20 protein-coding genes and 1 pseudogene are annotated in these 23,321 nt (G+C 62.5%); 14 read left to right on the top strand and 7 right to left on the bottom strand.

Annotated features, from left to right (window positions below):
- Positions 1-10 precede the first annotated feature (10 nt).
- The 3 genes from KX816_18885 to KX816_18895 form a co-directional block, all read right to left on the bottom strand.
- Entirely contained in the window at positions 11-814 is an 804-nt protein-coding gene (locus KX816_18885; GenBank protein QXQ06214.1) for a hypothetical protein, read from the bottom strand.
- A gap of 1,318 nt (positions 815-2,132) precedes the next feature.
- Complete coding sequence (locus KX816_18890; protein QXQ06215.1) at positions 2,133-3,074, bottom strand: Gfo/Idh/MocA family oxidoreductase; 942 nt, start codon at positions 3,072-3,074, stop codon at positions 2,133-2,135.
- 146 nt (positions 3,075-3,220) lie between these two features.
- Complete coding sequence (locus KX816_18895; GenBank protein QXQ06216.1) at positions 3,221-3,511, bottom strand: hypothetical protein; 291 nt, start codon at positions 3,509-3,511, stop codon at positions 3,221-3,223.
- Between the two features lie 692 nt (positions 3,512-4,203).
- On the opposite strand from KX816_18895, the gene KX816_18900 reads away from it, so the two are divergent.
- From KX816_18900 to KX816_18930, 7 genes are all read left to right on the top strand, one after another.
- On the top strand, positions 4,204-4,866 hold the full coding sequence (locus KX816_18900; GenBank protein ID QXQ06217.1) for a DUF1223 domain-containing protein: 663 nt from the start codon (positions 4,204-4,206) through the stop codon (positions 4,864-4,866).
- A 62-nt stretch (positions 4,867-4,928) separates the two neighbouring features.
- The gene (locus KX816_18905) at positions 4,929-5,189 is read left to right on the top strand and encodes a hypothetical protein (protein QXQ06218.1); all 261 of its coding nucleotides are present in this window, start codon (positions 4,929-4,931) and stop codon (positions 5,187-5,189) included.
- An 82-nt stretch (positions 5,190-5,271) separates the two neighbouring features.
- The gene (locus tag KX816_18910; GenBank protein ID QXQ06219.1) at positions 5,272-6,150 is read left to right on the top strand and encodes a cytochrome b/b6 domain-containing protein; all 879 of its coding nucleotides are present in this window, start codon (positions 5,272-5,274) and stop codon (positions 6,148-6,150) included.
- Positions 6,147-6,923, top strand: coding sequence for a molybdopterin-dependent oxidoreductase (locus KX816_18915; protein ID QXQ06220.1), 777 nt, complete (start codon positions 6,147-6,149; stop codon positions 6,921-6,923). The genes KX816_18910 and KX816_18915 overlap by 4 nt, the downstream gene beginning before the upstream one ends.
- Positions 6,924-7,233: 310 nt before the next feature.
- Entirely contained in the window at positions 7,234-7,470 is a 237-nt protein-coding gene (locus tag KX816_18920) for a hypothetical protein (GenBank protein ID QXQ06221.1), read from the top strand.
- Positions 7,454-8,110 carry a DUF1109 domain-containing protein gene (locus tag KX816_18925; GenBank protein QXQ06222.1) on the top strand — a complete coding sequence of 219 codons (657 nt, stop codon included), beginning with the start codon at positions 7,454-7,456 and terminating at the stop codon, positions 8,108-8,110. Before KX816_18920 ends, KX816_18925 begins: the two co-directional genes overlap by 17 nt.
- A 196-nt stretch (positions 8,111-8,306) precedes the next feature.
- Positions 8,307-8,726: a DUF1330 domain-containing protein gene (locus KX816_18930; GenBank protein QXQ06223.1), complete on the top strand. Its 420-nt coding sequence runs from the start codon at positions 8,307-8,309 to the stop codon at positions 8,724-8,726.
- A 294-nt stretch (positions 8,727-9,020) separates the two neighbouring features.
- Here KX816_18930 and KX816_18935 read toward each other — a convergent pair whose 3' ends face one another.
- Positions 9,021-13,418, bottom strand: a complete 4,398-nt coding sequence (locus tag KX816_18935; GenBank protein ID QXQ06224.1) for a cytochrome P450 — start codon at positions 13,416-13,418, stop codon at positions 9,021-9,023.
- Positions 13,419-13,436: 18 nt separating this feature from the next.
- A complete protein-coding gene (locus KX816_18940) occupies positions 13,437-15,065 on the bottom strand; it encodes a hypothetical protein (protein QXQ06225.1) in 1,629 nt (542 codons plus the stop codon).
- 169 nt (positions 15,066-15,234) lie between these two features.
- Here KX816_18940 and KX816_18945 point away from each other — a divergent pair, with 169 nt between their 5' ends.
- The 5 genes from KX816_18945 (at position 15,235) to KX816_18965 (ending at position 20,427) form a co-directional block, all read left to right on the top strand.
- Positions 15,235-16,647 carry a peroxidase gene (locus tag KX816_18945; GenBank protein ID QXQ06226.1) on the top strand — a complete coding sequence of 471 codons (1,413 nt, stop codon included), beginning with the start codon at positions 15,235-15,237 and terminating at the stop codon, positions 16,645-16,647.
- 15 nt (positions 16,648-16,662) lie between these two features.
- The gene (locus tag KX816_18950) at positions 16,663-17,901 is read left to right on the top strand and encodes a hypothetical protein (GenBank protein ID QXQ06227.1); all 1,239 of its coding nucleotides are present in this window, start codon (positions 16,663-16,665) and stop codon (positions 17,899-17,901) included.
- A 10-nt stretch (positions 17,902-17,911) separates the two neighbouring features.
- The gene (locus KX816_18955) at positions 17,912-18,931 is read left to right on the top strand and encodes a hypothetical protein (GenBank protein QXQ06228.1); all 1,020 of its coding nucleotides are present in this window, start codon (positions 17,912-17,914) and stop codon (positions 18,929-18,931) included.
- 2 nt (positions 18,932-18,933) lie between these two features.
- A complete protein-coding gene (locus KX816_18960) occupies positions 18,934-19,251 on the top strand; it encodes a hypothetical protein (GenBank protein ID QXQ06229.1) in 318 nt (105 codons plus the stop codon).
- A gap of 228 nt (positions 19,252-19,479) precedes the next feature.
- The gene (locus tag KX816_18965) at positions 19,480-20,427 is read left to right on the top strand and encodes a transposase (protein ID QXQ06230.1); all 948 of its coding nucleotides are present in this window, start codon (positions 19,480-19,482) and stop codon (positions 20,425-20,427) included.
- A 769-nt stretch (positions 20,428-21,196) separates the two neighbouring features.
- On the opposite strand, the gene KX816_18970 is transcribed toward KX816_18965, so the two are convergent.
- Entirely contained in the window at positions 21,197-21,535 is a 339-nt protein-coding gene (locus KX816_18970; GenBank protein QXQ08676.1) for a cupin domain-containing protein, read from the bottom strand.
- Between the two features lie 204 nt (positions 21,536-21,739).
- Positions 21,740-22,363 (bottom strand): annotated as a pseudogene (locus tag KX816_18975) (transposase).
- Between the two features lie 34 nt (positions 22,364-22,397).
- On the opposite strand from KX816_18975, the gene KX816_18980 reads away from it, so the two are divergent.
- Positions 22,398-22,979 carry a hypothetical protein gene (locus KX816_18980; protein QXQ06231.1) on the top strand — a complete coding sequence of 194 codons (582 nt, stop codon included), beginning with the start codon at positions 22,398-22,400 and terminating at the stop codon, positions 22,977-22,979.
- A 13-nt stretch (positions 22,980-22,992) separates the two neighbouring features.
- Positions 22,993-23,256, top strand: a complete 264-nt coding sequence (locus KX816_18985; protein ID QXQ06232.1) for a hypothetical protein — start codon at positions 22,993-22,995, stop codon at positions 23,254-23,256.
- Positions 23,257-23,321: the final 65 nt, after the last annotated feature.

A 23,321-nucleotide genomic window follows, 5' to 3' on the forward strand; every position in this document is an offset into this window, starting at 1 on the left:
CAAACCTCGGTCAGCCGCCGCTGATTGACGCGAGCGCAAGAAGCGCTGTTTGAGCGGGGGCTGTCAGCAACCCTGCTGCGACGCCCTCGGTTAGGTTTCGCAGACTCTTCCCTGTTTCTCGCAGAATTGAGGCTACGGGACTGGGCTTCTGTAACTGTGCCTTGATTGTCGCTAGATCGCCCTCGACGTCTGATCGCAACGGACTATTATCGCAACCAATGAGCGCGTCTTCGGCAGCTTTGACCGCCCGCTCTATCGCGACGTTGTCAAGGTGATTTTCTATCGTCATAGTTGATCGGCTCGTTCCCTGCTGCATTCCGCCAATGATGCCATGCGCATGGATAGTATTATTTGTTATTGGTTGTGGATCAACAGCGATAAATTCGTCAACGCCTAAGTTGGACTGACGCAACCGAAATCTGATATATTCCCATTGATCGTTGATCTTATCATCCAAGACAGTGACAGCGCTGGGACCCAGATTAATACTCTTCACTAGCGTCAATACACCTAGGCTCATTGTTTTGTAAGTTTCGGTGAGTGATAGGCCCGTCAGGTGTCTGAGTTCAGCAGCATCAAGATTACTCCTTGAACGGAAGCGCTTTAGCTCGGCAAGACTGTCGTCCACCAATTCAATCGTAGCTGCTTCTAACAACGAAAGCGCACGTTTGACGGTCATCCCAGAGTTAAGCCGTCCGCTTGCGGCATTAACGCCGATCATCTCCTTGACTGATCGTTCGAGATGCCGCGATGCTATAAGCCCAGTTCGCCTTGCCAGTTCGTTAAAGTCATCGAATGTTGGCTTGTGTTCCATAATGCTCACTTGGTTGCATGGAGCATATCCGAGGCGAAAAACTGTGGCGACCTAAAAATGATATGCTTACTTGAGTGTACTTGCTCAGATACACCTGCGTCGCCTGCGACGAACTGAGTGAATTTGCCGTTGAACGGGTTTAGCCATCATCGTATAAACAGTTACCGGAGAGTTAACCGGCAGCGTGCGTAAGCGGGGCTAGCCTCGCGTAATCACAGGGTTATCCCGCGCTTCGTCAGGGGGCAAGCGACCTGAAAATGGTGTGATTACGCGAGGGGGTAGCTTCAAACTCCAAGCGCGCATAGGCACCCGTACGTCCGTCTGCTGCTCCGTGCCAGCGCAGGGGGCACACCCGTCTTATCAATTATGGATCACGATGCCGCTGAGGTTGGCAGGGAAGGCCACTGGCGAGGCTGGCGCTCGGCCTTGGCGGCCATCATGGCCGGTCAGCCTGCCGATGCTCAGCGGGGCTGCGGCTGTATCGAATACCACCGATCGCGATACCGTTTGCCAGTGCGTATCGGAATATAGTTGTTGCCCCCTGATGATCCGTACGCGGCCCCAGTCGCGGAGCAGCCCCGCTCGTTCGTCAATACCGCTCAGTCCGGCACCGGGGGCTTTCGGCCTGCTAAGTCCGGCGAACCGCTGGCGAGGGCTACGGCGTCCCCATGGCTTACACCGGGCCAGCCATCGCCATACCAGCATCGTCCTAGCTTATAACGATTAGGCGTTGAGCCTCGACCTGCTCAGCGGCAGCTATTAGTCGCCGTGCCGTCTCACGCGCCGATGCGATAGTTAGCGTGGGGGTTTGAGCACTAAAACCTCCGACGACGATCTCGTCCTCAGAGACATCGACTGTCAGCGCCCCTTCGTGAACAGGGATAATCTTGATTTCACGGTCTCGCATGACCATGCCTCTCTGCGATCACCTTAACGGGCAGTCTGCCCCCCTCTATGGGTTCGGCCGACAGTAAGCAATGTCCTCGCACAGTCGCTGCCGGCCCGATGATTTTTAATTTGAAGAAGAGCGAGATCAGTAGGAAGTGTGCAATGCAAGCCATCCACAAGTGCCGGTCGGCGTTGCCGTCCCCGGACAGATCTTGGAGCAAGTCTGCCGCCAAGGCCTTGCAGATAGGACCTACCCATGCCTGCCAAGGCTAACGCAGTCATATCTTAAGCAGGATGTTGGCTTGGTGCTGACGCTACGTCCGCGCCAGTCAAGCGTCCGCCGGGCGTCAGTCCGACTTTTCAAAGCTTCACAGTTCACCAAGATTCTTAAACGCTGTTTTCGGCTACCCGGCTGCTTCGTAGAATCAGATCAGAAGTCGAATGGCATGACGGTAGTTCTTGAGCCAAGCATGAGCGCATCCGCGACCAGCTGAAATGGCGCTGCGTCGACATTGGACCTGAGCCCGTTCAGCAACTGCACAAACTCTTTGTAGATTCTAGGATATTCATCAGCCGGTCCCTCAAAGAGCGGCCCTTTACCGCAATCTAACCGCGAGCCGCCGTTGTCGAGCGTGAGTTTGGTGCCATCGACTGTTTCGACATCGATAGACCAGGTCTGCGGCCCGGTCTGGCGCCAGTCGAACTCACCTATCAGCTGCTCATCGGTGGCAAGGCCGGTGCTGAAGGTCAGGTTGGCGGCGATGGGCATCTGGCGGTTGCTTGGAACGAACAGCTCTGCGGCGCTCACGAATACGGGTTCGGGTAGGATACGGGTAACGATCGACAGGGCGTTTATACCGGGATCGAAGATGCCTAGACCGCCTGCCCCTAGGATCCAGTCTTGACCCGGATGCCAGCGCCGCAGGTCTTCTTTCCACCTGATGCAGAGTGACTTAAGCGTCTTGCCAGCCAGCAACTCGGCGGCCCGCTCGACGGCCGCATTGTGCCGGGCGTGGTACGTGGCGAAGGCTACCCTACCGGCCGCCTCGGCACGGCGGGCAATGTCGCCGACCTCCGTTACAGTCGCCGCTGGCGGCTTTTCGAGCAGCACATGCTTACCCGCCGCCAGGCATGCGGCAGCGATCGAACGGCGCGGTCCAGGCGGGGTGCAGATTGATACGGCGCTGAGGTCGGGGACCGCGTTGAGCATCTCATCATAGCTGGCGAAAGCGGGCACGCCTTCCGGCGCCGCTCCGCCACCGACGTTGGACACCGCGACGAGTTCAAACTCGGGTGTGGCTGAGATCGCCGGGACGTGCTGGTCGCGCGCGATCTTGCCGAAGCCGATGATGCCGATGGGGTGCTTAGCCATTACTCGTCCTTTGTGGGCTGGAAGGCGTTGCGGCACCGCCCTTGGGGCAAGGCTTTCCGATATCGGTTCACGGGCTCCGAACCGGATGTCAGCCCGCGAGGTTGGTTTGCCTTATTGATTTGATAACCCCGCCGTAGAAGCCCGAGTCAATGGCGAACCGTCCCCGGCGGGAAATGACACAGATCGACGATAGGCACGATATTGGTTCGGACTAGATGCCCAAAGGTCACGTCGGCAAACTCCCATTCATAGCGGCCGGATCCGCGGAAGGTCGTACGCATCGGCGGCCCGTAGCGCAGATAGCCGACGCCGATCTCGTCGAGCAGTGCGAAGCCCTCCCGCCCGCGCCGGTAGTGGTCGCACTTCGCCATCTCGTCGACCCGCACAATCCCGCCCTTGACCGTTGGAATGCTGTTTTCGATACCGGTGCCGAACATAAGCGGAGCCATCATACCCTGTTTCCTTGTCGGTCCATGTACGGGTCGGAGCCTCGGCGGGTTACACGACGACGTTTCCGCTATCCGACGATGCGCCAACCGCCGTCCCCGGAGGCCGATCTCGCCAAGCCCCCGACCTTTAAGCATCAGGCGAGCCACCATCCGTCAAACGCCGTGCGTGATCTTGAACACCGTATCGCCCTACGAGTTGGTCGGCAGACCGTCTTGCCATGCGATTCCGACCAGTCCCCTTCTTGCGGCAACCGTCCATGTGGATGATCCGGCGCTTATCAAGCTTGATATTTAAGATTTTCTCTAAATTTTCCCCCCTAAACATCGCACGACCGTGCTTTTCTTGCTGCATAGCCAACCACCCCGCCTCGCCGGACCGCGGAAACGCAGGTACCCATTGTAAGCACAGCAATAAGAGTGTTTGTCAGGGTTGCGTTCCGGCAACAACTCATTGAGGTCACACTACGCAAGCTGGCCTGTATCGTGCAAATGGGGCTGGGCAGAGCAAAAAGTTGGCACTTTTGTAAACGCCGCTCGGTGCTCACGTGCATAACATATACCGGCTTGAGATCAGGACGCGACGGAATTTAGATCGGAAAGTTGTAACTTTGACCTGGTCGCCGCCGAAGATGGCCTTGAGAGCTTCGGAGAGTGTCGTGATGACCCTATCGTTCACCAGCATGGCTGCCATCGCGGGTTTGATCGCCGCGCCGGCGCTCGCCGATGCAGCGCATCCGACGATCGTTGAATTGTATCAGAGCCAAGGCTGTTCTTCGTGTCCGCCCGCGTTGAAGAATATCGCCGCGATCGCAGACCGCCCCGGCGTACTGGCGCTGACTTTCGCGGTGACCTATTGGGATCAACTCGGCTGGAAGGATAGCTTCGCTACGCCCGCCTTTACCCAGCGGCAGTGGGACTATGCCAAGGGACTTCATCACGATCAGGTCTGGACGCCGCAGGTGGTCGTCGACGGCCGTCACGACGTCGTGGGGGCGCGGGCGAGCGAGATCGAAGCCCTACTTGCCAAGGCGTCGCGACCGAATGCGCCGTCGTTAACACTGACTGGCGATACTGTCTCGGTCGGTGCCGGGACTGCTCCCGTCCAGGGTGCCAGTGTCTGGCTGGTGCGTTACGATCCGCGAACTATACAGGTCGCGATCAAGGCGGGCGAGAACGATGGCCGCACGCTCGGCCATCGCAATGTCGTGCGCCAGTTGGTCAAGCTGGGCAGTTGGCAGGGCACGCCTCGAACCTACAAGCTTTCGCCACCTGTGGCAGGGTTATCGACTGCCGTTCTAGTCCAGCCGACTGGCGGCGCCATTATCGCCGCGGTTCGTGGCTGAACCAAGTTTTCACCCCCGCCGCTTGCCGTTGGGGCAAGCGGCCAAACACGAGAGAGACGATCATGACTTACAAGACTCTGATGATTGCCACAGCCGTCGCTGCGCTGGGTGCCACTGGTGCCATGGCGCAGGACACGACCAAGGCTCCTAGCGCCGACGCCATGGCGACGCACGACGCCATGGCGTCGGATCATATGGCTCCCAAGACCAAGATGACCAAGTCACAGATGAAGAAGCACGACGCGATGATGAAGCGTGATGCGATGAAGCACGATTCGATGAAGCCGGATGCGATGAAGCACGACGCTCCGGCTCCGCAGTAAGCGCAAACCTGCGGGCGATGAGGGCTGCGTTCTACCTCATCGCCCGCATTCGTTCGATTGGCGCCGAGTTTTAGGACGCACAATGGCCCCTGTCGCCGACACCCCTGTAGTTGCCGAAGCGCCCCCGCCGGAAGTTGGCCGCGTATACTACCGTCACCGTTTCCTCACGCGTCTGTGCCACTGGATCAACGCGCTCTGCATCGGTTTTTTGCTGGCCAGCGGTCTCAACATCCTCAACGCCCATCCGGCGCTCTACTGGGGAAATTACGGAGCCGACGCCGACGTCGGCCGCCGCTGGCTTGAAATCGGCGCGATGGACAAGCCCGACGGCCGTGTCATGGGCACGACCCGTCTCGGGTCGCTGTCGGTCGATACCAGCGGTATTCTCGGCACAAACGCCGACGCTGACGGTGAAGTTCAGCAACAAGCATTCCCGCGCTGGGTCACCTTCCCGGCAGACCGCGATCTCGCGACCGCGCGCCGATGGCATTTCTTCTTTGCCTGGTTGTTCATTGTCAGCGGACTCGTATATCTAATTTTCGGCTTGTTCACGCGTCACTTGCAGAACGATGTCTGGCCGCGGCTCAAAGAGCTCTCCCCGCAAAACCTTTGGAGCGACATTGCCAATCACGCCAAGTTGCGGTTCCCGCGTGGCGAGGATGACAAGCACTATCATATCCTCCAGAAGATCGCATACGGCGGCACAGTCTTCGTGCTCTTACCGCTGATGATCTTGACCGGGCTGTCGATGTCCCCTGGTTTCAATGCCGCGCTGGGCGGGGCCTTGCCGAGCCTGTTCGGTGGCCGAGCCTCGGCGCGATCGATCCACTTCATCGTCACCAACCTGACGGTCGCTTTTATCGTCGTCCATGTCTTGATGGTCGTCCTGGCCGGACCGTGGAACCAGATGCGGTCGATGATCACCGGACGGTATGATGTCGGCAAGGAGCGCCGCCCATGACAATCCTTACCCGACGTTCGCTGATCAGCGTGGGTGCCGGCGGCCTGGTTCTCGCCGGGTGCGACAGACTGTCGAGTTCGATGGGAGCCAACACCTTCGTCGATAAGGCGGAAAATGCCACCTACGGCTGGCAGAGGTTGATCGGCGGTCGGACTTTGGCGCAAGAGTTCAGCGCTGCCGATATCTCGCCGGTGTTCAAGGCGAACGGTTCGACCGACCCGACCGATGATGTCTACCGGCGGCACGTCGACGAAGGCTTCAGGAATTGGCGGCTCAAGATCGACGGACTGGTGGCGCGGCCGACGTCGCTGTCGATCGAGCAACTGCGCGGATTACCCGCCCGGACCCAGATTACCCGACATGACTGCGTCGAGGGGTGGAGTGCGATCGGGCAATGGAGCGGGCCGCAACTTGGGCCGTTGCTCAAGGCTGCGGGGTTGCTACCGACTGCGAAGTACATCGTCTTCCACTGCGCCGACAATTACGGTGGTGAGGTATCGAAGGGCGGGATGCAATCTACCGGCCTCTACTACGAGAGTATCGACCTCAACGACGCCTTTCACCCTCAAACGATCGTAGCCCACTCGATGGCCGGCAAACCGCTGACCGTCGCCCACGGAGCACCATGTCGAATGCGGATCGAACGCCAGCTCGGCTACAAGCATGCCAAGTACGTCATGCGCATTCAAGCGGTCGATAGCTTCGCGCATATGGAGCTGGGCAAGGGCGGTTATTGGGAAGACCGTGGCTACGAATGGTATGCAGGAATCTGAGTGTCCCGCGCTTGGGACACGCTGATGATCGCCGGGCAAGCCGGCGATGGTCCTGCCTACCGGCATTTGCTCGACGATTTGCAAACGTGGCTCGAACGCTACTATCGCCGCCGCCTGGATCCAGACAGTGACGATGATGCCGTTCAGGACGTTTTGATTTCATTCCATCCCGGACGCCACACCTATGGTGATGGGCGACTTTTCGGTCCGTGCCTTGCGGCGATCGCCCGATACAAATGGATCCACCGGCTGCGATCGATGACCGCGCGCCCTCTCGAGATGCTTCCTGAGGGCGACGCGGTACCAAAGCATGGTAACGGCCGATACGGGATACGCGGCGATCGGCGCGACTGTTCTCGGACTGCTCGAGACGTTGAAGCCGGCACAAGCGAGCGTCATCCGCTTGGTCAAGCTGCAAGGCTTCAGCATCGAAGAAGCAGCAATGGCGACCGGACAAGGTACGGCGCTGGTCAAAGTCAACATCCACAGGGGTTTGGTTCGATTGGCCAGACGAGCCGGAGAGCACGGAGATGATCGCATTGGCTAAAAGGTCATCGAGTGAGGCACTTGTCGACAGCCTCGTCGCGGACCTTGCCCCTGTGCAAGTACGCTGCGCCGGGCGTGATGGCATGGTTGTGCTGGCCCTTGCCGCCGTTGAACTTGTCCTCATCCTAAGCATGGCCCGGCCGCGGCCTGACCTGCTAGCCGCGATGAACAGCACGATGTTCTGGTGGAAGATGGCGAGCTGCTTTTCATTGGCGCTATCCGGAGGCACGGCGGTTGTATTGGCCCTCGACCCGGCTGGCGCGCCCCGGCGGTGGTGGTGGGCCTTGGCGAGCGTTGCGCTGGTCGCGGTCGCAGTTGTTTTCGGCAATTCAATGGAGATGCCGCATGGCCTCGCGGCCCGGCTGCAATGGCACGAAGGCGTGAAGTGCGCCGCCCTGACGCTGGTCTACGCGCTGCCGATAGCATTGATGCTCACAATGCTGGCCAGTCGTGCAGCGCCGACGAAACCGCGACTGGTAGCATGGGCCGCTGGCTTCGGCAGTGCCGGCTGGGGTGCGTTCGCGTTCGCGTGGAGCTGCTGGCACGACGACCCGTTGTATGTCGTTGTATGGTACGGCGGCGCAGTCCTCAGCTGCACGGTGCTCGCCCGCCTGGTACTCTTCCGCTGGATCAAATGGTGATCGTCGTTCGCGTCGAACGCCTCGCGTCAACGTGCGGGCATGTTGGCTACGGCAAACAGCTTAGCAAAGTTTGGCATATGCGGATCAGGCTTGTCTTCCAGTCATGCTTGCCTACTACGAGCCTAATAGTATCTGGGTTTTTGCGTAGACTTACGCTGATCTGTCTATGTCACATATGGCACGAGTTGGAGGCAAAATGATCGACTGCAGCATCGATCCGACAGCTGATCAAGTTCGCGGTTTAAGAGACGCTGGTTTGGACCGCCCCGTGATTATGCTTAACTTGCTTAAGTTCCGCGAGAGAGCGCGCTATCCTGAAGGCAGCGGCCAGCCTGACTGTTCAGGCGAGGAGGCGTACAAACGCTATCAGATGATATTTACTGTCACGGTTGGTGCGATAAGCCGAGCGGAGGTGCTTTATGACGGTGGGGTCGAGCATGTGTTCATCGGAATGGCCGGCACGCCGGAAACCGACTGGGACAAGGTGCTGCTTGTGCGCTACCCATCTGCAAAGCACTTTCTTGCGATGATGGCGAACGAGGAATATCGGGCAGCCGGCCTCGTGCATCGCTACGCCGGGCTGCAGCGGACCGTCCTCCTTCAGTGCAACGAATAGGCAGCGATGGCCCGTCAATGGCAGCAGACTGCTTTCCGCGGTTCGGCAGTAGCGCTCTGCCAAAAACCGCTCCAGCTCCGAGGGCGTGCGGATCGACGATCCGGGGGGGACCTGCTTGCGGCCAGCCTATCGGAGCCCTCGAGTTCGATGCGCCTGGATGCATGGCAGCTCGTCTTCTCCCATCCGCACACTTCGCGATCGACGCCATCGGCGTCGAGCCCTGGGACAATTTCGGGGCTCATCATCAAGGTGGACAGCGTCCGAGCCGATCCTGTTCAATCTGGTGCGCGTTGCTCACATCGCCACGTCTGGAAGGGAACGGGCGATCTGCCACTCGGCCTTCAGTGGCGAGCTGCTTCCCTGCGAAGCAGTAGGCTCGCCACACAGGAACGACAGTGCCGCCCGGCTTGGTAGGAAGAAGTAGCCGCCACCAACGACGCGGGTGAACTGGTGCAGATGCTGAAAACGGATCGGACCCGCCTCGGTGGGTACGGTAAATCGCCCGGCACGACCGGCCGAGGGTACAATGGCATCGACCTCGTCTTCGAGCCCGTGGAAGTTGGGATTGTTGATCCAGTTCTGCTGCACGAATTCGAACTGGCGTTCGATGTCACCGCAGATAGCGGTGAACATGAGGCCACGTTCGGTAATCTTCCCGCCCTCGCCCTCAATCTCGTAGTGTCTCCCGCGACGCAGCATGCGATGACGGTTGCTCCCGCTGATCGAGCCGGGTGCATCCGGTTCAAGGCTGTCGCGTGGATTTGAGCGGCGGATATGTGCGCCGAGCGGACAGGCAAGGCCGCGGGGGTCTTCGGCGGCAAAGGAGAAGTCATTGGTAGGATGGGCGACATGGCCGCTTGGTCGGCTTCTTTCGACGAGCGGTGTACCGTCCGGCCAGCGCCCGATCATCTTACCGGCGACCCAATCCCCATCCACCTTCTGACCGACCAGGCCGGACAGGTTGGGGTAGCGGTCGTTGAGCATTGCAGCCTGCTCTGAGATCGCCTCCTGAAAGCGTGGGACCTCCTGGACGATCTGGCGGATCACGAGAAAGCTTCCGTTGCGCCCGAAATCGCGAAACGGCGAAGACACGTCTCCCTTGTCGAAGCTCGGGAAGCGGCGGGACGGATCCTGGCTGACGTCCGGCAGCTGATTTGCCGGATCGCGCTCCAGGCAGATTTTCATTGCAAGAGCCGGGTAGCCCTGATTGCCGACGTAACCGAGCACGAACTCGCCCGCCTCGACCAGATCGTTGGCAGACTTTTTGCGCGCCGCCGCCGCGGTGCCACGCATTGCGGGCTGTGAAATGCCATCGCGAAAGCCGAAGTGATCGCGGCTCCGTGGTTGTCCGGTCGGTGGCCGCGTGCGTACGGCATGGTGAATGGCACCGCCGTGAGCCGATAGCCACTCGGCGATGGCCTCCTGAGCGAGGTCGCGCGTTCGGGCATCGACCGCATTCACGACCAAGACGCCGTCGATCGGCTTGCCGTGCAGTTCATCGTCATCCCAGTGCCACCCGGTCTCGCGATGGACGTCCCCAAGCACATTGGCCCGCGCCCGCATGCCGGCGACATAGGCGAAGGGAAAGCTCGCCAGACCGTCCACCTGATCCACGTCCCCGAATTCGAGCCCGCGTAGTCCACGTGCGGACAAGCCGCACGTGACAAAGCTACAGTTCCCCGTGCGCTCGCTGATGCACTCGCCGAAGCTGATGGCAGGCAGATGCGCCATTCCCGCGAGCAAGCCGGCCAGCGACTCGCGTCTGCGCGAGGTGCTATCGCCGAAAGCGACGAACAGGTAGCAACCGTCCGGGCGGTTCGGCGTGGCATGCAGCACCAGTGACTGGATCTGACCCGTTTCGATCATGGCCTGCGGGCGCTGCAGCGAGCCGAAGCAGGCTATCCACTGACGCGCCGTGCTGTCGCTCGCGGCTCGTGCGAGGCCATGATGGATGATGGCGTTGAGTCTAACGCGGTCGAGGGTAAGCTCCGGGTAGCGGCTGTACCAGAAGTGGGTCGGCCGTTGCTGCCGTTTGACCCAGCGCTTGAAGCGGTCCCCGTCCTTCGCGCCCTCCCCGACCAATCCGCGGGTGCGTGGAAAGCCTTCGCCGTGAGACCAGGCTGCGGTCTGTCCCTGGTGAGCCTTGGTGACGAAGTCCTCGAGGTAGCTTTCCCAGCTGCCGTCGTAGTTGCTGAGGAACAACAGCTTTTCCGGCTTGTCGATCCTGATCCAGCGCGCGAAGTGGATCGTGCCCATGTCCAGGATGAAACCGGGGCGAGTTCTATACTCTACGAAGAAACTGATGCCCCACATCGCCAGCGCGAACGTCAGCCGTCGCAACGGCCCGGGTTTGATGTCCGAACAAGCCAGGATGTGATTCTGGGCGTAACCTGGAGCGTTTTCGAGCAGCGAGATCTCTTTGCGCAAGGCAAAGTCCGGATCCCGTTCGTCCGGCCGGTCCCTGTCCTCGAGGCGACGCAGCGCGACGTAGGCTGCGCCGCCGATCACGAGGAGGAAGGCGACCAGACTCGATACGCCGACGAGCAGGACGGTCGTGGCGACGCCGAACCAGCCGAGCACTGTCGCCGGGGTGGGGAGTGCTGCCCAGCTCAGCGTCATCGTGATCAGAAGCGCCGCGATGATCGCCAAAACAGCTGGCTGGCCCTGGGCGGAGCAAAGATACGCCCAGGCGGCCGCAAGCCATGAACGGTCCTGCCAGTCGGTGAAGCTTAGCCGCTTGCGGCTCGGCACGAACAGCATCGAACGCAGGGTGCCACCGCGCTTCTGGAGGACCGCGAGCTGGTCGCGAAGCGTCGTCGACACCGTCTGGTCGCTCGCGTCGACCGCGCCTAGGATTAACTGCCTGACGAAACGTAGCGCGGCGATCGGCCGATCACTTTGTCCGCCGTTGAGCTGGAGATGAAGATCGAGCGCATCGCTGGCGAAGGCAGCCAACTCGCGCTGCTGCGTTATCTGCCGGGCCGAGAAATCCCGGCTACCGTTGTAGCTCAAGCCGGTATTGCCGAAAGGACTGAAGCTCTCCTGCAGACGGTGGCGGAGCAGAAAACCGGCCAGACCCTCCCGGCCCGGATCATGGCCGGCGGCTCTGATCACCTCCCGCAATCCTGCCGGTGCGAAGGCGGCCACCCTTGCTGCCGCCTGCTCGTGGGTCCCGTCGCAGTTGAATTCTACAACCAGTCGCCAGTCCGCCTTCTGCATTGTGCCGACATCGACGGCACTAACCGAAACGAAGTGGACGATGCCGGCTTCGTCGAAAGCGTCGCGGACGGTTTGTTTGGCGGGATTGCCGAGATTCGACAGCTCGGCGCGAACGCGTCCGGCTTCAGCCTCGGGCAGCGGAACCAGGATGGTCGTCATCGCATGCCCGGCCGGCTCGCGGGGTTGCGTGAACGTCATGTCAAGGCGTCGTGGGAAGGGCGTGATAGAGTGAAGCAGACCATCCGGTCCGATCGCCCGACGAAGCCCGGGAAGGCGCAGAAGCTCGGCGAACAGCTTCTCGAGTTGGCGCATCGCCACCATTGCGCCCATGCAGGTGTGGATGCCGTCCCCGAAGACGAGGCGGGCGTTGGGTCTCGGACGCCGCGGGCTGAACCGTCGCGGCCGGCAATAGACGCGGGGATCGCGCAAGCCCTGGGCGGTCGCGGCCAGCACGACCGTACCCGACGGCACGCGGGTGCGCCACCAGCCCCGTCGCGGCAACTCGGTCGCGACGGGAACGTAGCGGAACTGACCCGGATTGAGCGGCGGCCGCAAGCGCATCGCTTCGGCGATGATCGGCTGCAACTCCTCGCCCGGCACGTCCGCGACCGAGACGGCGCTCTGCCAAGCGTCCGGGTCCGACAGGAGGTAGGACAGGGCGTTGCCGGCTGCCAGCGTGATCGTCGGCACCAGCGCGACCGCCAGCCCGAACAGGACCGCACGGATCTCCTCGTCGTCGAGCACGCGCTGGTTCACGAGTTCCCGCACGAGACCACGCGCCCTGCCGGCTCGGGCCGTCTTGATCGCGAGGTCGGCGAAGCCGCCGAAGCGCCATGCTGCATGTTGGGACAGCTCACGGATCGCCGCGTCGCCGAACGGGTCCGCGAAGATCACGGCGGACATCGCCAGGGTCCAGTCCGCGAAGCCGTCGACGTCGTCGACTTCGAGCCCGAGAAAGGTGATGGCCGTCTCTGCGGCGACCCGGGTGAAGTAGTCGCGCATCACGTCGATACGTCCGCCGGAGCTCTCGAGCAGGTACCGCGCCTTCGCCGTCGTATCGTTCAACAGCTGTTCGTAGAGCTGCGGATCTTGGAGACACCGCGACACCGCATCGTGCTGTCGCATGTGTTCCGGATCGGGCAGTCCGAGCATGAAGGTCGCACCGGGGCTGAGCGCGCGCATGTCCGGCTTGAAGGGGACCACGAAGTCGTCGGCGCGGTTCAGGACGGTTTCGATGTCCGCGAACCTGGTCAGGATCAGCAGCCGGCCGATGCGCAGGCGAGGCAGGAACGTCTGCAGCAGCGTGAGGACGAAGCGCTGGAGGCTTGGCCACACGGCAGCGCGGAGCCGACCCCACCAGCTTGTCGGGTTCAGGCGTTCGAGATCGAATTGGACCTGGGCTGCGTCACGGGCGCTGAGGCGCCAGTCCGGTACCTTGTCCAGCTGACCGTCGTACTTCAGCCTGAAACCCATCGCCCACTCTCCTGGCCTCTACGTGTCCGCTGCGGCGTCGATCCCGGTCTTCAGGCATTCGCGCCATTTCGGATCCGAGAACGGTATCCAGTCGATGTAGCTCGTCTCGAAACCGGGTCGGTTGTGCTGGAGATCCTTCCACGCGCGCCGCGCGTCCGCAGGTTTCCCACTGCGGGCGAGAGCATTGATCTTGCAGACGTGTGCATACCAGTAGCCGGGGCGCAGATTGATCGAGCGATCGGCCGCGGCCAGCGCTTGGTCGAGTTCGCCGAGCATGAGTTGCGCCATCGCGACCTCGCCTTGCTTGTAGAATTGCCGGTAGTCGAGGGGCGCCAGCCGCATCGCCGTCGCCAAGGGCTCTAGCGCCGCATCCGGCCGACCGGTGAGGATGCGCAGCGTGCCCAGCTGATCCCACGCGATACCGAGGCTCGGATTGAGGTCGACCGCGCGCAGGAGCGACATCTCCGCGGGGATCGGCTGCCGCCGCCACATCTCGGAGGCACCGACAAGCATGTGGCCACGCGCATCCTCGTAGTCGAGAACGACGGCGCGCTGGGCGAGCGCCCGGATCTCCTCGACGGACTCTCCGGTCAGGCGACGGTTCCAGGCCCTGAGAGCGAGATGGCGCGCGTATTCGAGCACTGCCACGGACCAGTTCGGGGCCAGTTCCAAGGCCCGCTTCAACAGTTTCCCGGCCGTCTCCGTATCGTGATGCGACAGCCGATCCTGGTGCCAGCGACCGCGCCAGACCAAATCCGCCACCGAAAGCTCGACCTCGGGGACGGCGAGCGCACGCACCCCCTCGAAATCGGCGACACGGTTCTCGAGCACCGCGACCAGCTCTGCGACCAGGCTCGCCAGCGCACCGGACGCCTGCGGGGCCGGCAGTCGCAGGCGCGGCGACCAGACCAGTTCACCGGTGGCCACGTTTATGACCTGCCCTGACAGCCAGTAGCCGTGGTCGACGCGTCGCAGGCGCCCGCCGAGAATGTAAGCCGCGCCAAGGGTGCGGCCGGACTCGAGCAGGCCCGCTTTCGGCGCCGGTCCCGGGCCGGGCGAGATGACCGGCAGCCAGCGCAGCCGCGACACCCGATCTATGAGTTCTTCGCCGATGCCTTCGGCGAGGTAGTCCGCGTCCGGATCTCCGGTCTGATTTTCGAACCCCAGGATCGCCAGCGATGCCGGCCGGCCGGGAGTGAGGGCCGGCTTCGGAAAAGGTGTTGGCGGGCTTTTCGGGACGACCGTGGCGCGACGCTGTTCGCGCAGCCACTCCTCGAAGACCTCCTCGCCGCGCAGATCGATTCCTTCGAGGAAATCGCTAGCGGATGCCGGCATCAGTTCGATGGCATCGAGCCGTAAGCGGACACGGTCGCCGGTAGTCTCGATCAGAGCCAGGCCATGGTCGTCGAGTATGCGGCGAACCTGGGACAGTTCGCGACGCAGACTGCTCTGAGACTGCTCGCGCTCGCGCGAACCCCAAAGGCGGTCCTGCAACCAGCCCCGCGAGCGCTCCCCATCGGGTGACGTGGCGAGCATGGCCAGCAGTGCGATTCCCTTCCGGCTCGGTACTTCGATTCGCTGGCCTGTGGCCGAAGTCAGTCGGAACGGCCCGAACAGACCCAGTCGAGGCTTCGCTGCACCAGACATTCTGCCCCCTCATCGCCCCCGTGTCGTGTCGATTCCCAACGCAGTCAGCCAAATCACGCACAATTCACGCCCGCCGAACGCCTTCCGAGCGGTCTCCGCACTCCCGCCACGTATTCATGGCGGCGATGACCAGCGACCAATTAGTCCTGGGGCGTAGCGGAGAATGACCATGGCAATTCCCAGTGAGATGTTGGACAGGCCGATCGATTGGCGAGATCCTCAACTGGCGACGTTACTCGCCCGCCTGCAAGGCAATATCCTCAAAGGACATGGTCGGGATCAGACCCTCAACCTGTTTTTGAGGTTCGACTCGCAGCAGGTGGCGAAGGTCCGGATCGCTCTCAAGGAGCTTGGCGGCCATGTAACGTCGGCGCTGAGCCAACTCGAGGCGACGGAGAAGTTCAAGTCCTTGGGCATCGGCGGGGCGACCCCTGTGTTCATCATGATCTCGGCGGCAGGTTATCGCGCCTTAGGCGTCGCGGACACGGAAATTCCGGCGGACCCGCAATTTCGGGCAGGCATGAAGGCGCAGGCCGCCATCCTGCACGACCCCTCGCCCCAATCATGGGAGCCCAAGTTCGCCGAGGAGATCCATGGCCTGGTCGTGATCGCCGATGACAGCGTCACGGCGGTTGCCAACGCTGCGGCCAAGATCGAGACCCGCCTGACCACGGCGGGCATCCACGTCGTCGGCCGCGATGCAGGTCACGCCCTGCGCCGCGTCGACAAGGGGCCTGGGATAGAGCACTTCGGCTATGTCGACGGTCGCAGCCAGCCCCTGATGCTTGCCGACGACGTTGCCGCCGAGCGGGTGTCGGGTGGCATCGGCCAGTGGGACCCCGCCTTCGGTCCCGGGCGGATCGCGCTGGTCGCCGACCCGGCATCCCGGGCCGAAGACGCGTACGGTAGCTACCTCGTCTATCGCAAACTCGAGCAGGACGTCCGCGGTTTCAAGCGTCAGGAGCAGCAGCTCGCGGCGACGCTCGGTCTGGTCGGTGTCGACGAAGAGCGGGCTGGAGCGATGGTGGTCGGGCGCTTCGAGGACGGGACGCCACTCGCGGTCCAGAAGTCCGACACCGGGGTTCCACCCGCGGCGAACGACTTCAACTATGCTGGCGATCTCGACGGCCTGAAATGTCCGTTCCAGGCGCATATCCGTAAGGTCAATCCACGCGGCGGCACCGTCGACGAGTTCGGAGCGGTTGAGGCGCAGGAGCGCGCGCACCTGATGCCAAGGCGGGGCATCCCGTTCGGCGAGCGTGCCGATGATCTCGATACCATCTCGTCACTACCGCGCCGCGGCGTGGGACTGCTATTCATGGCATACAATCAGGACATATCCCGGCAGTTCGAGTTCACTCAAAGCCGTTGGGCCAACGAACCCGACTTCATCCGCGCGGATACAGGGATCGACCCCATCATCGGACAGCTGTCTCCAGGCGAGACCGCCGTCCAGCAGTGGCGAGCTCACTACGGAGCGCCCGCCAGCGCGCAGGTCGACGCGGATTTCCATGGCTTCGTGACGATGCGCGGCGGTGAGTACTTCTTCGCCCCGTCGCTGACCTTCTTCGCCGAGCTGTAACGGGGGAGGTGTTCCATGCGCAGTGGACCTGATCAGATCTGGGAAGAATCGAGCTACGTCGGCCGCACCTACGGCAGATCGCTCCGAGACAACTTCAATTCCTGCCGTCCCACCCACACGGACCGTTTCGCCGATCTCAAGCGTGAGTACGCGGAGGCGATGCGGAAGCCGCATCCGGAGTTCTCGGAATTCCTGTACATCGAGGCGGGTCTCGTCGACACCATGCCGGACGAGATGATCTTGGCCCGGTTCTGGGCGATCAACGACCGGTTCCGCCGCGTCGTGCCGCTAGAGACCCGCAAGACCTACCTGGACAGTATTCCTCCCAAGGATGACGTCCGTTGGCAGGGCGCCGACTTCCTTCGTGAGCAGACGAAGACGCTGCTCGACATCATCCACAGCAACTATTTGATGAACATCGCACGCGAGAAGTCGATCAAGCGCCTGAAACTCTTCATCTGGGTGTCGTTCGCCGTCGCCAGCAGCATGCTCGCTATCACCTACGATCACATCCGAGAACCCGCTTTCAAGGGGATGACCGTTCTGGTCGCATTGGGAATGTTCGGAGCACTGCTCAGCATCAGCAACCGCCTGCAGCAGGCGGTATCGCGTGACGCGCTCACCGAGGACGGCGTCTACGAACTTACCGGCCTGCGTATCGGCTGGGTCGGCATCCTGATGTCGCTGTTCACCGGCGGCGGCTTCGCGCTCGTGATCTACTGGGTCGTGATGGCGAATCTGCTCGGCAGCATGCTCCCCGAGACGATCGCTTCGGCTAGGAGCCCGGTCACGCAGGGCTCGACCGCAAACTCGACCGGCGTGGCGAAGCCGCGCCCGGAAGCGAGCACCGGCACTGGCGGCGGAACGGATGCAGGAAAATCGACACCGGCCCGATCGGACAGCAAGGTGGAGACGCCGGCCGCGCCAATCGTGCCGGTGGGCAATGATGCAGCCCGTGCGGCTCCTGCGCCGCTGACAGCGGTATCGACGCCGACGCCCAGCACGAAGCCCCCGGTCGATCCCAACGGCGCGGGCGCGAAGGCGGCCGACGAGTCGACCACCACTTACGTCGCCAGCGATTGTCGGGCGCGTGGGCTCAACGACAAGGCCTTCTGCAGGACGGCGATCGGGCTCGGACTCTTCGACCAGCCGAGCTTCTTCAGGATGCTCATCCTCGCGCTGCTCGCCGGCTTTGCCGAGCGCTTGGTTCCCGACATCCTCAGCCGGCTCAGCAAACAGTCCTCCAGCAACTAGGAGATACGCGATGTTTCGGAACAGGTCATGGATCGGGGCCACGGGCCTCGTGATTGCTCTCGGTGGATGCGCGACCAATGCGCTACGCGTCGAGTACGCTGGCAAGGTCGCCGAGCAGGGGCATGTCGCGGCTGTCGCGTCGCGGCAGTTCCTCGGCAAGGTGGAAGCTAGCCGACGTGCCGCCAACATCGCACTAGTCACGGCCGATGCTGCGTGTGGCCGCCCGGATGCCCGACTGCGGACCGAACCTGAGCTCGTCAGGACCACCAACGGAGGCGCCTTGTGCAGCGGTCCGGGCGGTCCCGCCGGGAATCCGCTGTCGCTCAAGCCGTTGACCGACCAACTCACGCCGGCTCTGACCCTGATCGAGGCGCTGAGCAGCTACGCCGATGCGCTCACGCAGATCGTCGAGGCGAAGCCGGCCGATCCTGCGCGCCAGTTCGAGGACGCCTTCACCACCGCGAAGGCGGCCGAAGGGCTGTTCGTCGCCGTTCTCAACAAGCACCCCGTGCTGCCTGCCGAAGACGACAAGCGCGTCGCGGCGGTCAAGGACTTCATCGGATATCTTGGTGAGCTTGCCGCCCAACAGGACAAGGTCGACCAGTTGAGAAAGCTGGTCGCAAAGCGCCCCGAAGGAGAGGATCCGATCTTCTCGGCGTTGCGCAGCCAGATCGCGATCTGGGAGAACAGCCGCAAGGGCGACGAAGTCCTGTTGCTCGGCCTCGCCGCCCAGCGCATGCAACACGCTCTGAACGCCGCGCCACCGGTAGCGTCGAAAGAGCGTCACGACGCGATGGTCGACTTCTACGCCCGCAGCGATGCGGCCGAGACAGCGGGACAGCTCTATCCGGCGCTCGACCATCTTCTGGTGGTCGTCGCCGAGACCGACAAGGATCTCAGACGGGTCCTTAAGGCCGATCCCCATCTGAGCCGCACCGAACGCGCGCGTGTGGCGGAGATCGCCCGCCAGCGCGTCGTCCGCGCTCTCTCCGCGGTCACCGCAATTGTAAACGCCTTCCGAGGAACATAGTCATGGCGACCAAAGCCAATCTCGTTGGATCCTTCGGCAGCCTGCTCGACACGCTGCAGCATCGCCTGGATCCGCTCGCTACCGACTCCGTGTTCCAAGCCTGGATGTCGGCGCTCACGACCGCCGCCGGTCTCGCCCGGGCGACCGCACGATGGAACCAGCTGCCCGACGAGGACGGGCGTTACGACGAAACCGTGCTTTCGCTCGATGCCGCGACGTCGGCACTCGTCCAGGCGACCCTCGCCGAAGCTGGCGACATCGCGGGCGCTCTCGGCCTCGTTCGGCGGACTCTAGCGATGCTGCAGGCGATCCTGTTCTGACGTATCTACCGTGCCGGACTACAGCTTGTCTTATGAAGACTCCGGCCTTTCTGCGAAGATAGGCCGCCGCCGACGAGCCGCAAACTCGCCGGTGGCGGGAAGGGACGGATCGTAAAAATGCTGGTCGTCATGGACCGAGCTAGAGTTTGATCGCCCTTCTCTTTTCCTGTGGCCTGAACGGATACGTGGGCTTGTGGGCCCGCATGACAAGCAGAGGACCTGGAAAAGATGGAGACCAGTATAGCTCAGAATGTCGGCGTCGATATCTGCAAAGCGACGCTCGACGTTCACTTGCACCCGGCGGGCACAGCCCGCCAGTTCACCAATGATGCCAAAGGCCTCAAGGCCTTGCTGGGCTGGCTTGCAGATCGTCGCATCGCCCGCGTCGTCTTCGAGCCGACCGGACGCTACCACCACAACTTCGAGCGCCGGCTCGGTAGTGCCGGCTTGCCGCTTGCCAAGGTCAACCCGCGCCAGGCCCGGCGCTTTGCCGAGGCAATCGGCTGCAACGCCAAGACCGATGCAGTCGACGCCGCGATGCTGGCACGCATGGGTGCCTTGCTCGAGCTGCCGTCGCGGCCAATCGTCAGCGAGATCCTCGACGATATGAAGGAGTTGCAGGTTGCCAGGCTCGGCCTGGTCAAGGACCGGACCGCTGCAAAGAACCGCGAGCATGTTTGTCGCTCGCGGCTTTTGAAACGCCACGCCGCGCAGCGGCTTGCCCAGATCGACCGGCAGATCGCCGCGATCGACGCCGAGCTGAAAGCCAGCCTGTCCCGCGAGCCGGACCTTGCAACGCGCTTCGAGGTTCTCGTCTCCATTCCCGGTATCGGCGAGACTACGGCGATCGCCATGCTCATCGAAATGCCCGAACTCGGAACGCTCGACAGCAAGCAGGTCGCGTCGCTGGCCGGCCTCGCACCAATCGCCCGCGACAGCGGGCAGCACCGCGGCAAGCGTCATATCCGGGGCGGACGAGCCCAGCTGCGACACGCGCTTTACATGCCCGCGCTCGTCGCCACCCGGTTCAACGCCGACATGAAGGCTAAATATAAGGCTCTCGTTGCTGCCGGAAAACCGCCGAAAGTAGCCATCACAGCGGTCATGCGTAAGCTCGTCATCCTGGCAAACTCGCTGCTCAAAACAGGCAGAAACTGGACACCGAAATCCGCTTGATCACAACGGATACTCTAGCCTGGTCACGCCATCCGACTCAGGCGGACCCGGGTCGCCGGGACCACCCCGCGGCAGCGCATCGCATCACGAGCAGAGGCGCAATCGTCCGGCGGGCGGATGTCGACGCGGCCTTGACAACCCTACCTGTGGCGCCATGCAGGCGACCTCTAAAGACAACCAAGTAATTCAATCCTCGGCGCAGGCACTTCGCATCTTGACCAGACGCGCGAGCGAGAAGTTGGCCGGGATGGCGTTTTCGGCGTCGCTGCTGACCATGGGTCTACTCCGGGCACACCTGTGTTTTTCAAACGTGCCAGCCGTTGTGGGTCATCAAGCAAGGACCGTCAACGATGCACTGCCCAAAGCCTGGTCCGGCCGCCGCCCCTCACCAACACATCGTTCGAACAACAAGTCGTCGCGCCCTCCATCGTCTGAACATCCCTTTTATCGATGCGACGGTCCGTCCGTTGCGCCGAAACCGGTACCGCCCGCGGCCTTCACAACCTGCTGCGTAAACTCTTGGCGAAACCTGCTCGGCAGGCCCGACCTCACGAAAACTCCGCCGGCCTCATCGGTCAATCGCAGGCCGGCGAGCTGTCATCCGCGGTGTGCCGCCAGGTGGCGCGGTTAGGCCAAGGCCCTTATATCGCTCAATCATCAAGACGGTCGGCATGGTCGGTTTCATTCCTGCCTTGGATCAAGCGACAGGGTTGACTGACGACGAGCGGCGCCATTCAGTTCTTGGTTCCGTGCTTCTCAGCGGGGGGAGTTACGACCGAAAAGAGGTGATCGATGGCCCCTTTCGATACTCCTCGTCGGTCACCTTGCCTGTGAACTCGACCGTTCCCTCGTGAATGGCCAGGTAGGTCATGGCCTCATCGGGCGTGGCACCTTCCCAATGCCTCTCCCCGGGCGGACACCAGATCACATCGCCGGCGCGGATCTCGACGATCGCCTCGCCCCCGCATTGCGCCCAGCCCATACCATCGGTCACGATCAATGTCTGACCCAGAGGGTTCACCTTCCAGGGCGTCCGGGCACCAGGGGCGAACGTGGCGACTGCTCCGGCCAGCCGGCTTGGCGCGTTGCGCCGGTAATATCCGCTGATTTGAACACCGTCCGTGAAGGTACTTTCCGGAGGTGCGTTTGTCGGCGTTGCTGCGCGACAATCACGGTGAGAACCGTGTTGCCTCACGAGAAGATGTTCCCGAGCGGTGATGCCGTTGCCTCACCAGAGTGTTCCCCTACGCCGATCACCAGGCGAGGTCGATTCCCGGTTGATGGGACGCTGTGGAGCGGAGCCGTAGGCGAAGCGGAGCAGTAGCGGCGCGCACTCAGTCCAGCCGGTCGCGATGTCAGTCAACGTGAACGTCCACGCAAAGCTTCCCTTCGCGACCGGACCGCTGTGCGATACGAGATCGGCTTCGACATACCCCGGTGCCGGATTGTCCCAGTCGTCAAACGTCCTGATCGGTACGCTTTGCCGGAGCGCCGTTCCCGCGACACCACGTCGCCGCGGTTTGCGATTACCGGCCTTTGCGGCGCGAAGCACGCGATCGATCGTTGCCGCGCTCATCTTCGTCAGCTGCGACCTCACCGCCGGCGCCAAGTCCAGATGGCCATGGCGCTCCATCGCCTCCAGCAGGATCGGAATGAGCGGTCGCAATCGCTTGCCGCACAGCCGATCCGCCGCCTCCCAGAGCACGATAAGCGCGGTCCGGGCCGCCTCGTCGTAGATCCGACGCTCGATGCGGACGTTCGCCGTCGTGACCGCGGGGCCCGCCCGCATCAGCCGCATCGCATGCTTGCGGTGAAATCCCGTCACCGCAACGAACTCGTCCAGCACCCGGCCCTTGCTTGCTCGATCAGCCGATCGGTACCGTTCGCTGATCGCAGCGACCAGCTCCGTACGCGTTGCCATGCTCACCGTCCTCATAGCTCGCTCCCGAACAATCTCGAGAGCATTTTAAATGAGGCAACGACCCCCGCCGCGGGAGCAAATCAGGCGAGGCAATGCGCGCTACGGCCTGCTTGCCGCCGAATGCGACTTCACGGTTGAGTGGGCCCAGAGCGAACCCTGCCTGCTCCGGTTCCCCATCGGTGACGTCTGGAACGACTGGTACGCCGACCTCTGGATCAGCCGTGTCGACGGGCCCGACGAACTCGTTGAGTACAAGCGCGACGAGCGCCAGCTCGAGGAGCCCGGCTACCGGCTGAAGCTGGCCGGCGTCGAAGAGATCTGCCGCCGCATCGGCATGCGCTTCCGCCTCGTGATGGCCGACGAGATTCTCGAGAACCGTTACCACCGCGACAATCTCGAGACCTTCGCGGGCCGCCGCTTTGTCAGCATAACGCCCGAGCATTTCCGGCGCTTCGAAGCCTACGCGATCCAGAACGGCTCGGAGTCCACCTACGGCGAGCTCGCCAATGTCATCGACCCCTCCTGTCCCGCCCGTGGTGCCGCCGTGATCCAAGGCCTGACCGTCCGTCGCCGCGTCGAGATCGACCTACGCCAGCTGCTGACCAACCGCACCCCCGTGCGCATCCGCTGATCGGAGGAACGTTATGAAGCACACTACGAGCACCGCCCGCCACCGCAAGGGTGTACCCGCCAAGTCCCGAGGCAGCGTGCGGCCGTCGGCTTTCCGCCGCGATCAGAACGATACCTCAAACAGTACGAGGTCGTTCGGCGGTCCTGAAAAGCTGATGACCTACGCCGCCCGGGTAGAGACGCTCGTGTTAAACAGCCACAGCACCATTTTCCGCCCGACGCTCACAGTCTGCATCGACGAGTTCAGTCGGTGCATCGTCGGCTACGACACGCGGTAACCAGCCGCGAGAACCCCGAAATCGGGACGCCACCCGGCGTCCTCGTCCGGGTTCGCAGGCCCGGT

It is taken from the genome of Sphingosinicellaceae bacterium (assembly GCA_019285715.1).
Taxonomy (GTDB): Bacteria; Pseudomonadota; Alphaproteobacteria; order Sphingomonadales; family Sphingomonadaceae; genus Glacieibacterium.

What these genes read in the sequence shown, in the direction of transcription:
- KX816_18955 (QXQ06228.1), top strand. Translation starts at nt 17,912, where the DNA reads ATGTTTCGGAACAGGTCATGGATCGGGGCCACGGGCCTCGTGATTGCT.
- KX816_18915 (QXQ06220.1), top strand. Translation starts at nt 6,147, where the DNA reads ATGACAATCCTTACCCGACGTTCGCTGATCAGCGTGGGTGCCGGCGGC.
- KX816_18935 (QXQ06224.1), bottom strand. Translation starts at nt 13,418, where the DNA reads ATGGGTTTCAGGCTGAAGTACGACGGTCAGCTGGACAAGGTACCGGAC.
- KX816_18910 (QXQ06219.1), top strand. Translation starts at nt 5,272, where the DNA reads ATGGCCCCTGTCGCCGACACCCCTGTAGTTGCCGAAGCGCCCCCGCCG.
- KX816_18950 (QXQ06227.1), top strand. Translation starts at nt 16,663, where the DNA reads ATGCGCAGTGGACCTGATCAGATCTGGGAAGAATCGAGCTACGTCGGC.
- KX816_18920 (QXQ06221.1), top strand. Translation starts at nt 7,234, where the DNA reads ATGGTAACGGCCGATACGGGATACGCGGCGATCGGCGCGACTGTTCTC.
- KX816_18895 (QXQ06216.1), bottom strand. Translation starts at nt 3,511, where the DNA reads ATGTTCGGCACCGGTATCGAAAACAGCATTCCAACGGTCAAGGGCGGG.
- KX816_18960 (QXQ06229.1), top strand. Translation starts at nt 18,934, where the DNA reads ATGGCGACCAAAGCCAATCTCGTTGGATCCTTCGGCAGCCTGCTCGAC.
- KX816_18945 (QXQ06226.1), top strand. Translation starts at nt 15,235, where the DNA reads ATGGCAATTCCCAGTGAGATGTTGGACAGGCCGATCGATTGGCGAGAT.
- KX816_18890 (QXQ06215.1), bottom strand. Translation starts at nt 3,074, where the DNA reads ATGGCTAAGCACCCCATCGGCATCATCGGCTTCGGCAAGATCGCGCGC.
- KX816_18965 (QXQ06230.1), top strand. Translation starts at nt 19,480, where the DNA reads ATGGAGACCAGTATAGCTCAGAATGTCGGCGTCGATATCTGCAAAGCG.
- KX816_18900 (QXQ06217.1), top strand. Translation starts at nt 4,204, where the DNA reads ATGGCTGCCATCGCGGGTTTGATCGCCGCGCCGGCGCTCGCCGATGCA.
- KX816_18985 (QXQ06232.1), top strand. Translation starts at nt 22,993, where the DNA reads ATGAAGCACACTACGAGCACCGCCCGCCACCGCAAGGGTGTACCCGCC.
- KX816_18925 (QXQ06222.1), top strand. Translation starts at nt 7,454, where the DNA reads ATGATCGCATTGGCTAAAAGGTCATCGAGTGAGGCACTTGTCGACAGC.
- KX816_18885 (QXQ06214.1), bottom strand. Translation starts at nt 814, where the DNA reads ATGGAACACAAGCCAACATTCGATGACTTTAACGAACTGGCAAGGCGA.
- KX816_18980 (QXQ06231.1), top strand. Translation starts at nt 22,398, where the DNA reads ATGAGGCAACGACCCCCGCCGCGGGAGCAAATCAGGCGAGGCAATGCG.
- KX816_18940 (QXQ06225.1), bottom strand. Translation starts at nt 15,065, where the DNA reads ATGTCTGGTGCAGCGAAGCCTCGACTGGGTCTGTTCGGGCCGTTCCGA.
- KX816_18905 (QXQ06218.1), top strand. Translation starts at nt 4,929, where the DNA reads ATGACTTACAAGACTCTGATGATTGCCACAGCCGTCGCTGCGCTGGGT.
- KX816_18930 (QXQ06223.1), top strand. Translation starts at nt 8,307, where the DNA reads ATGATCGACTGCAGCATCGATCCGACAGCTGATCAAGTTCGCGGTTTA.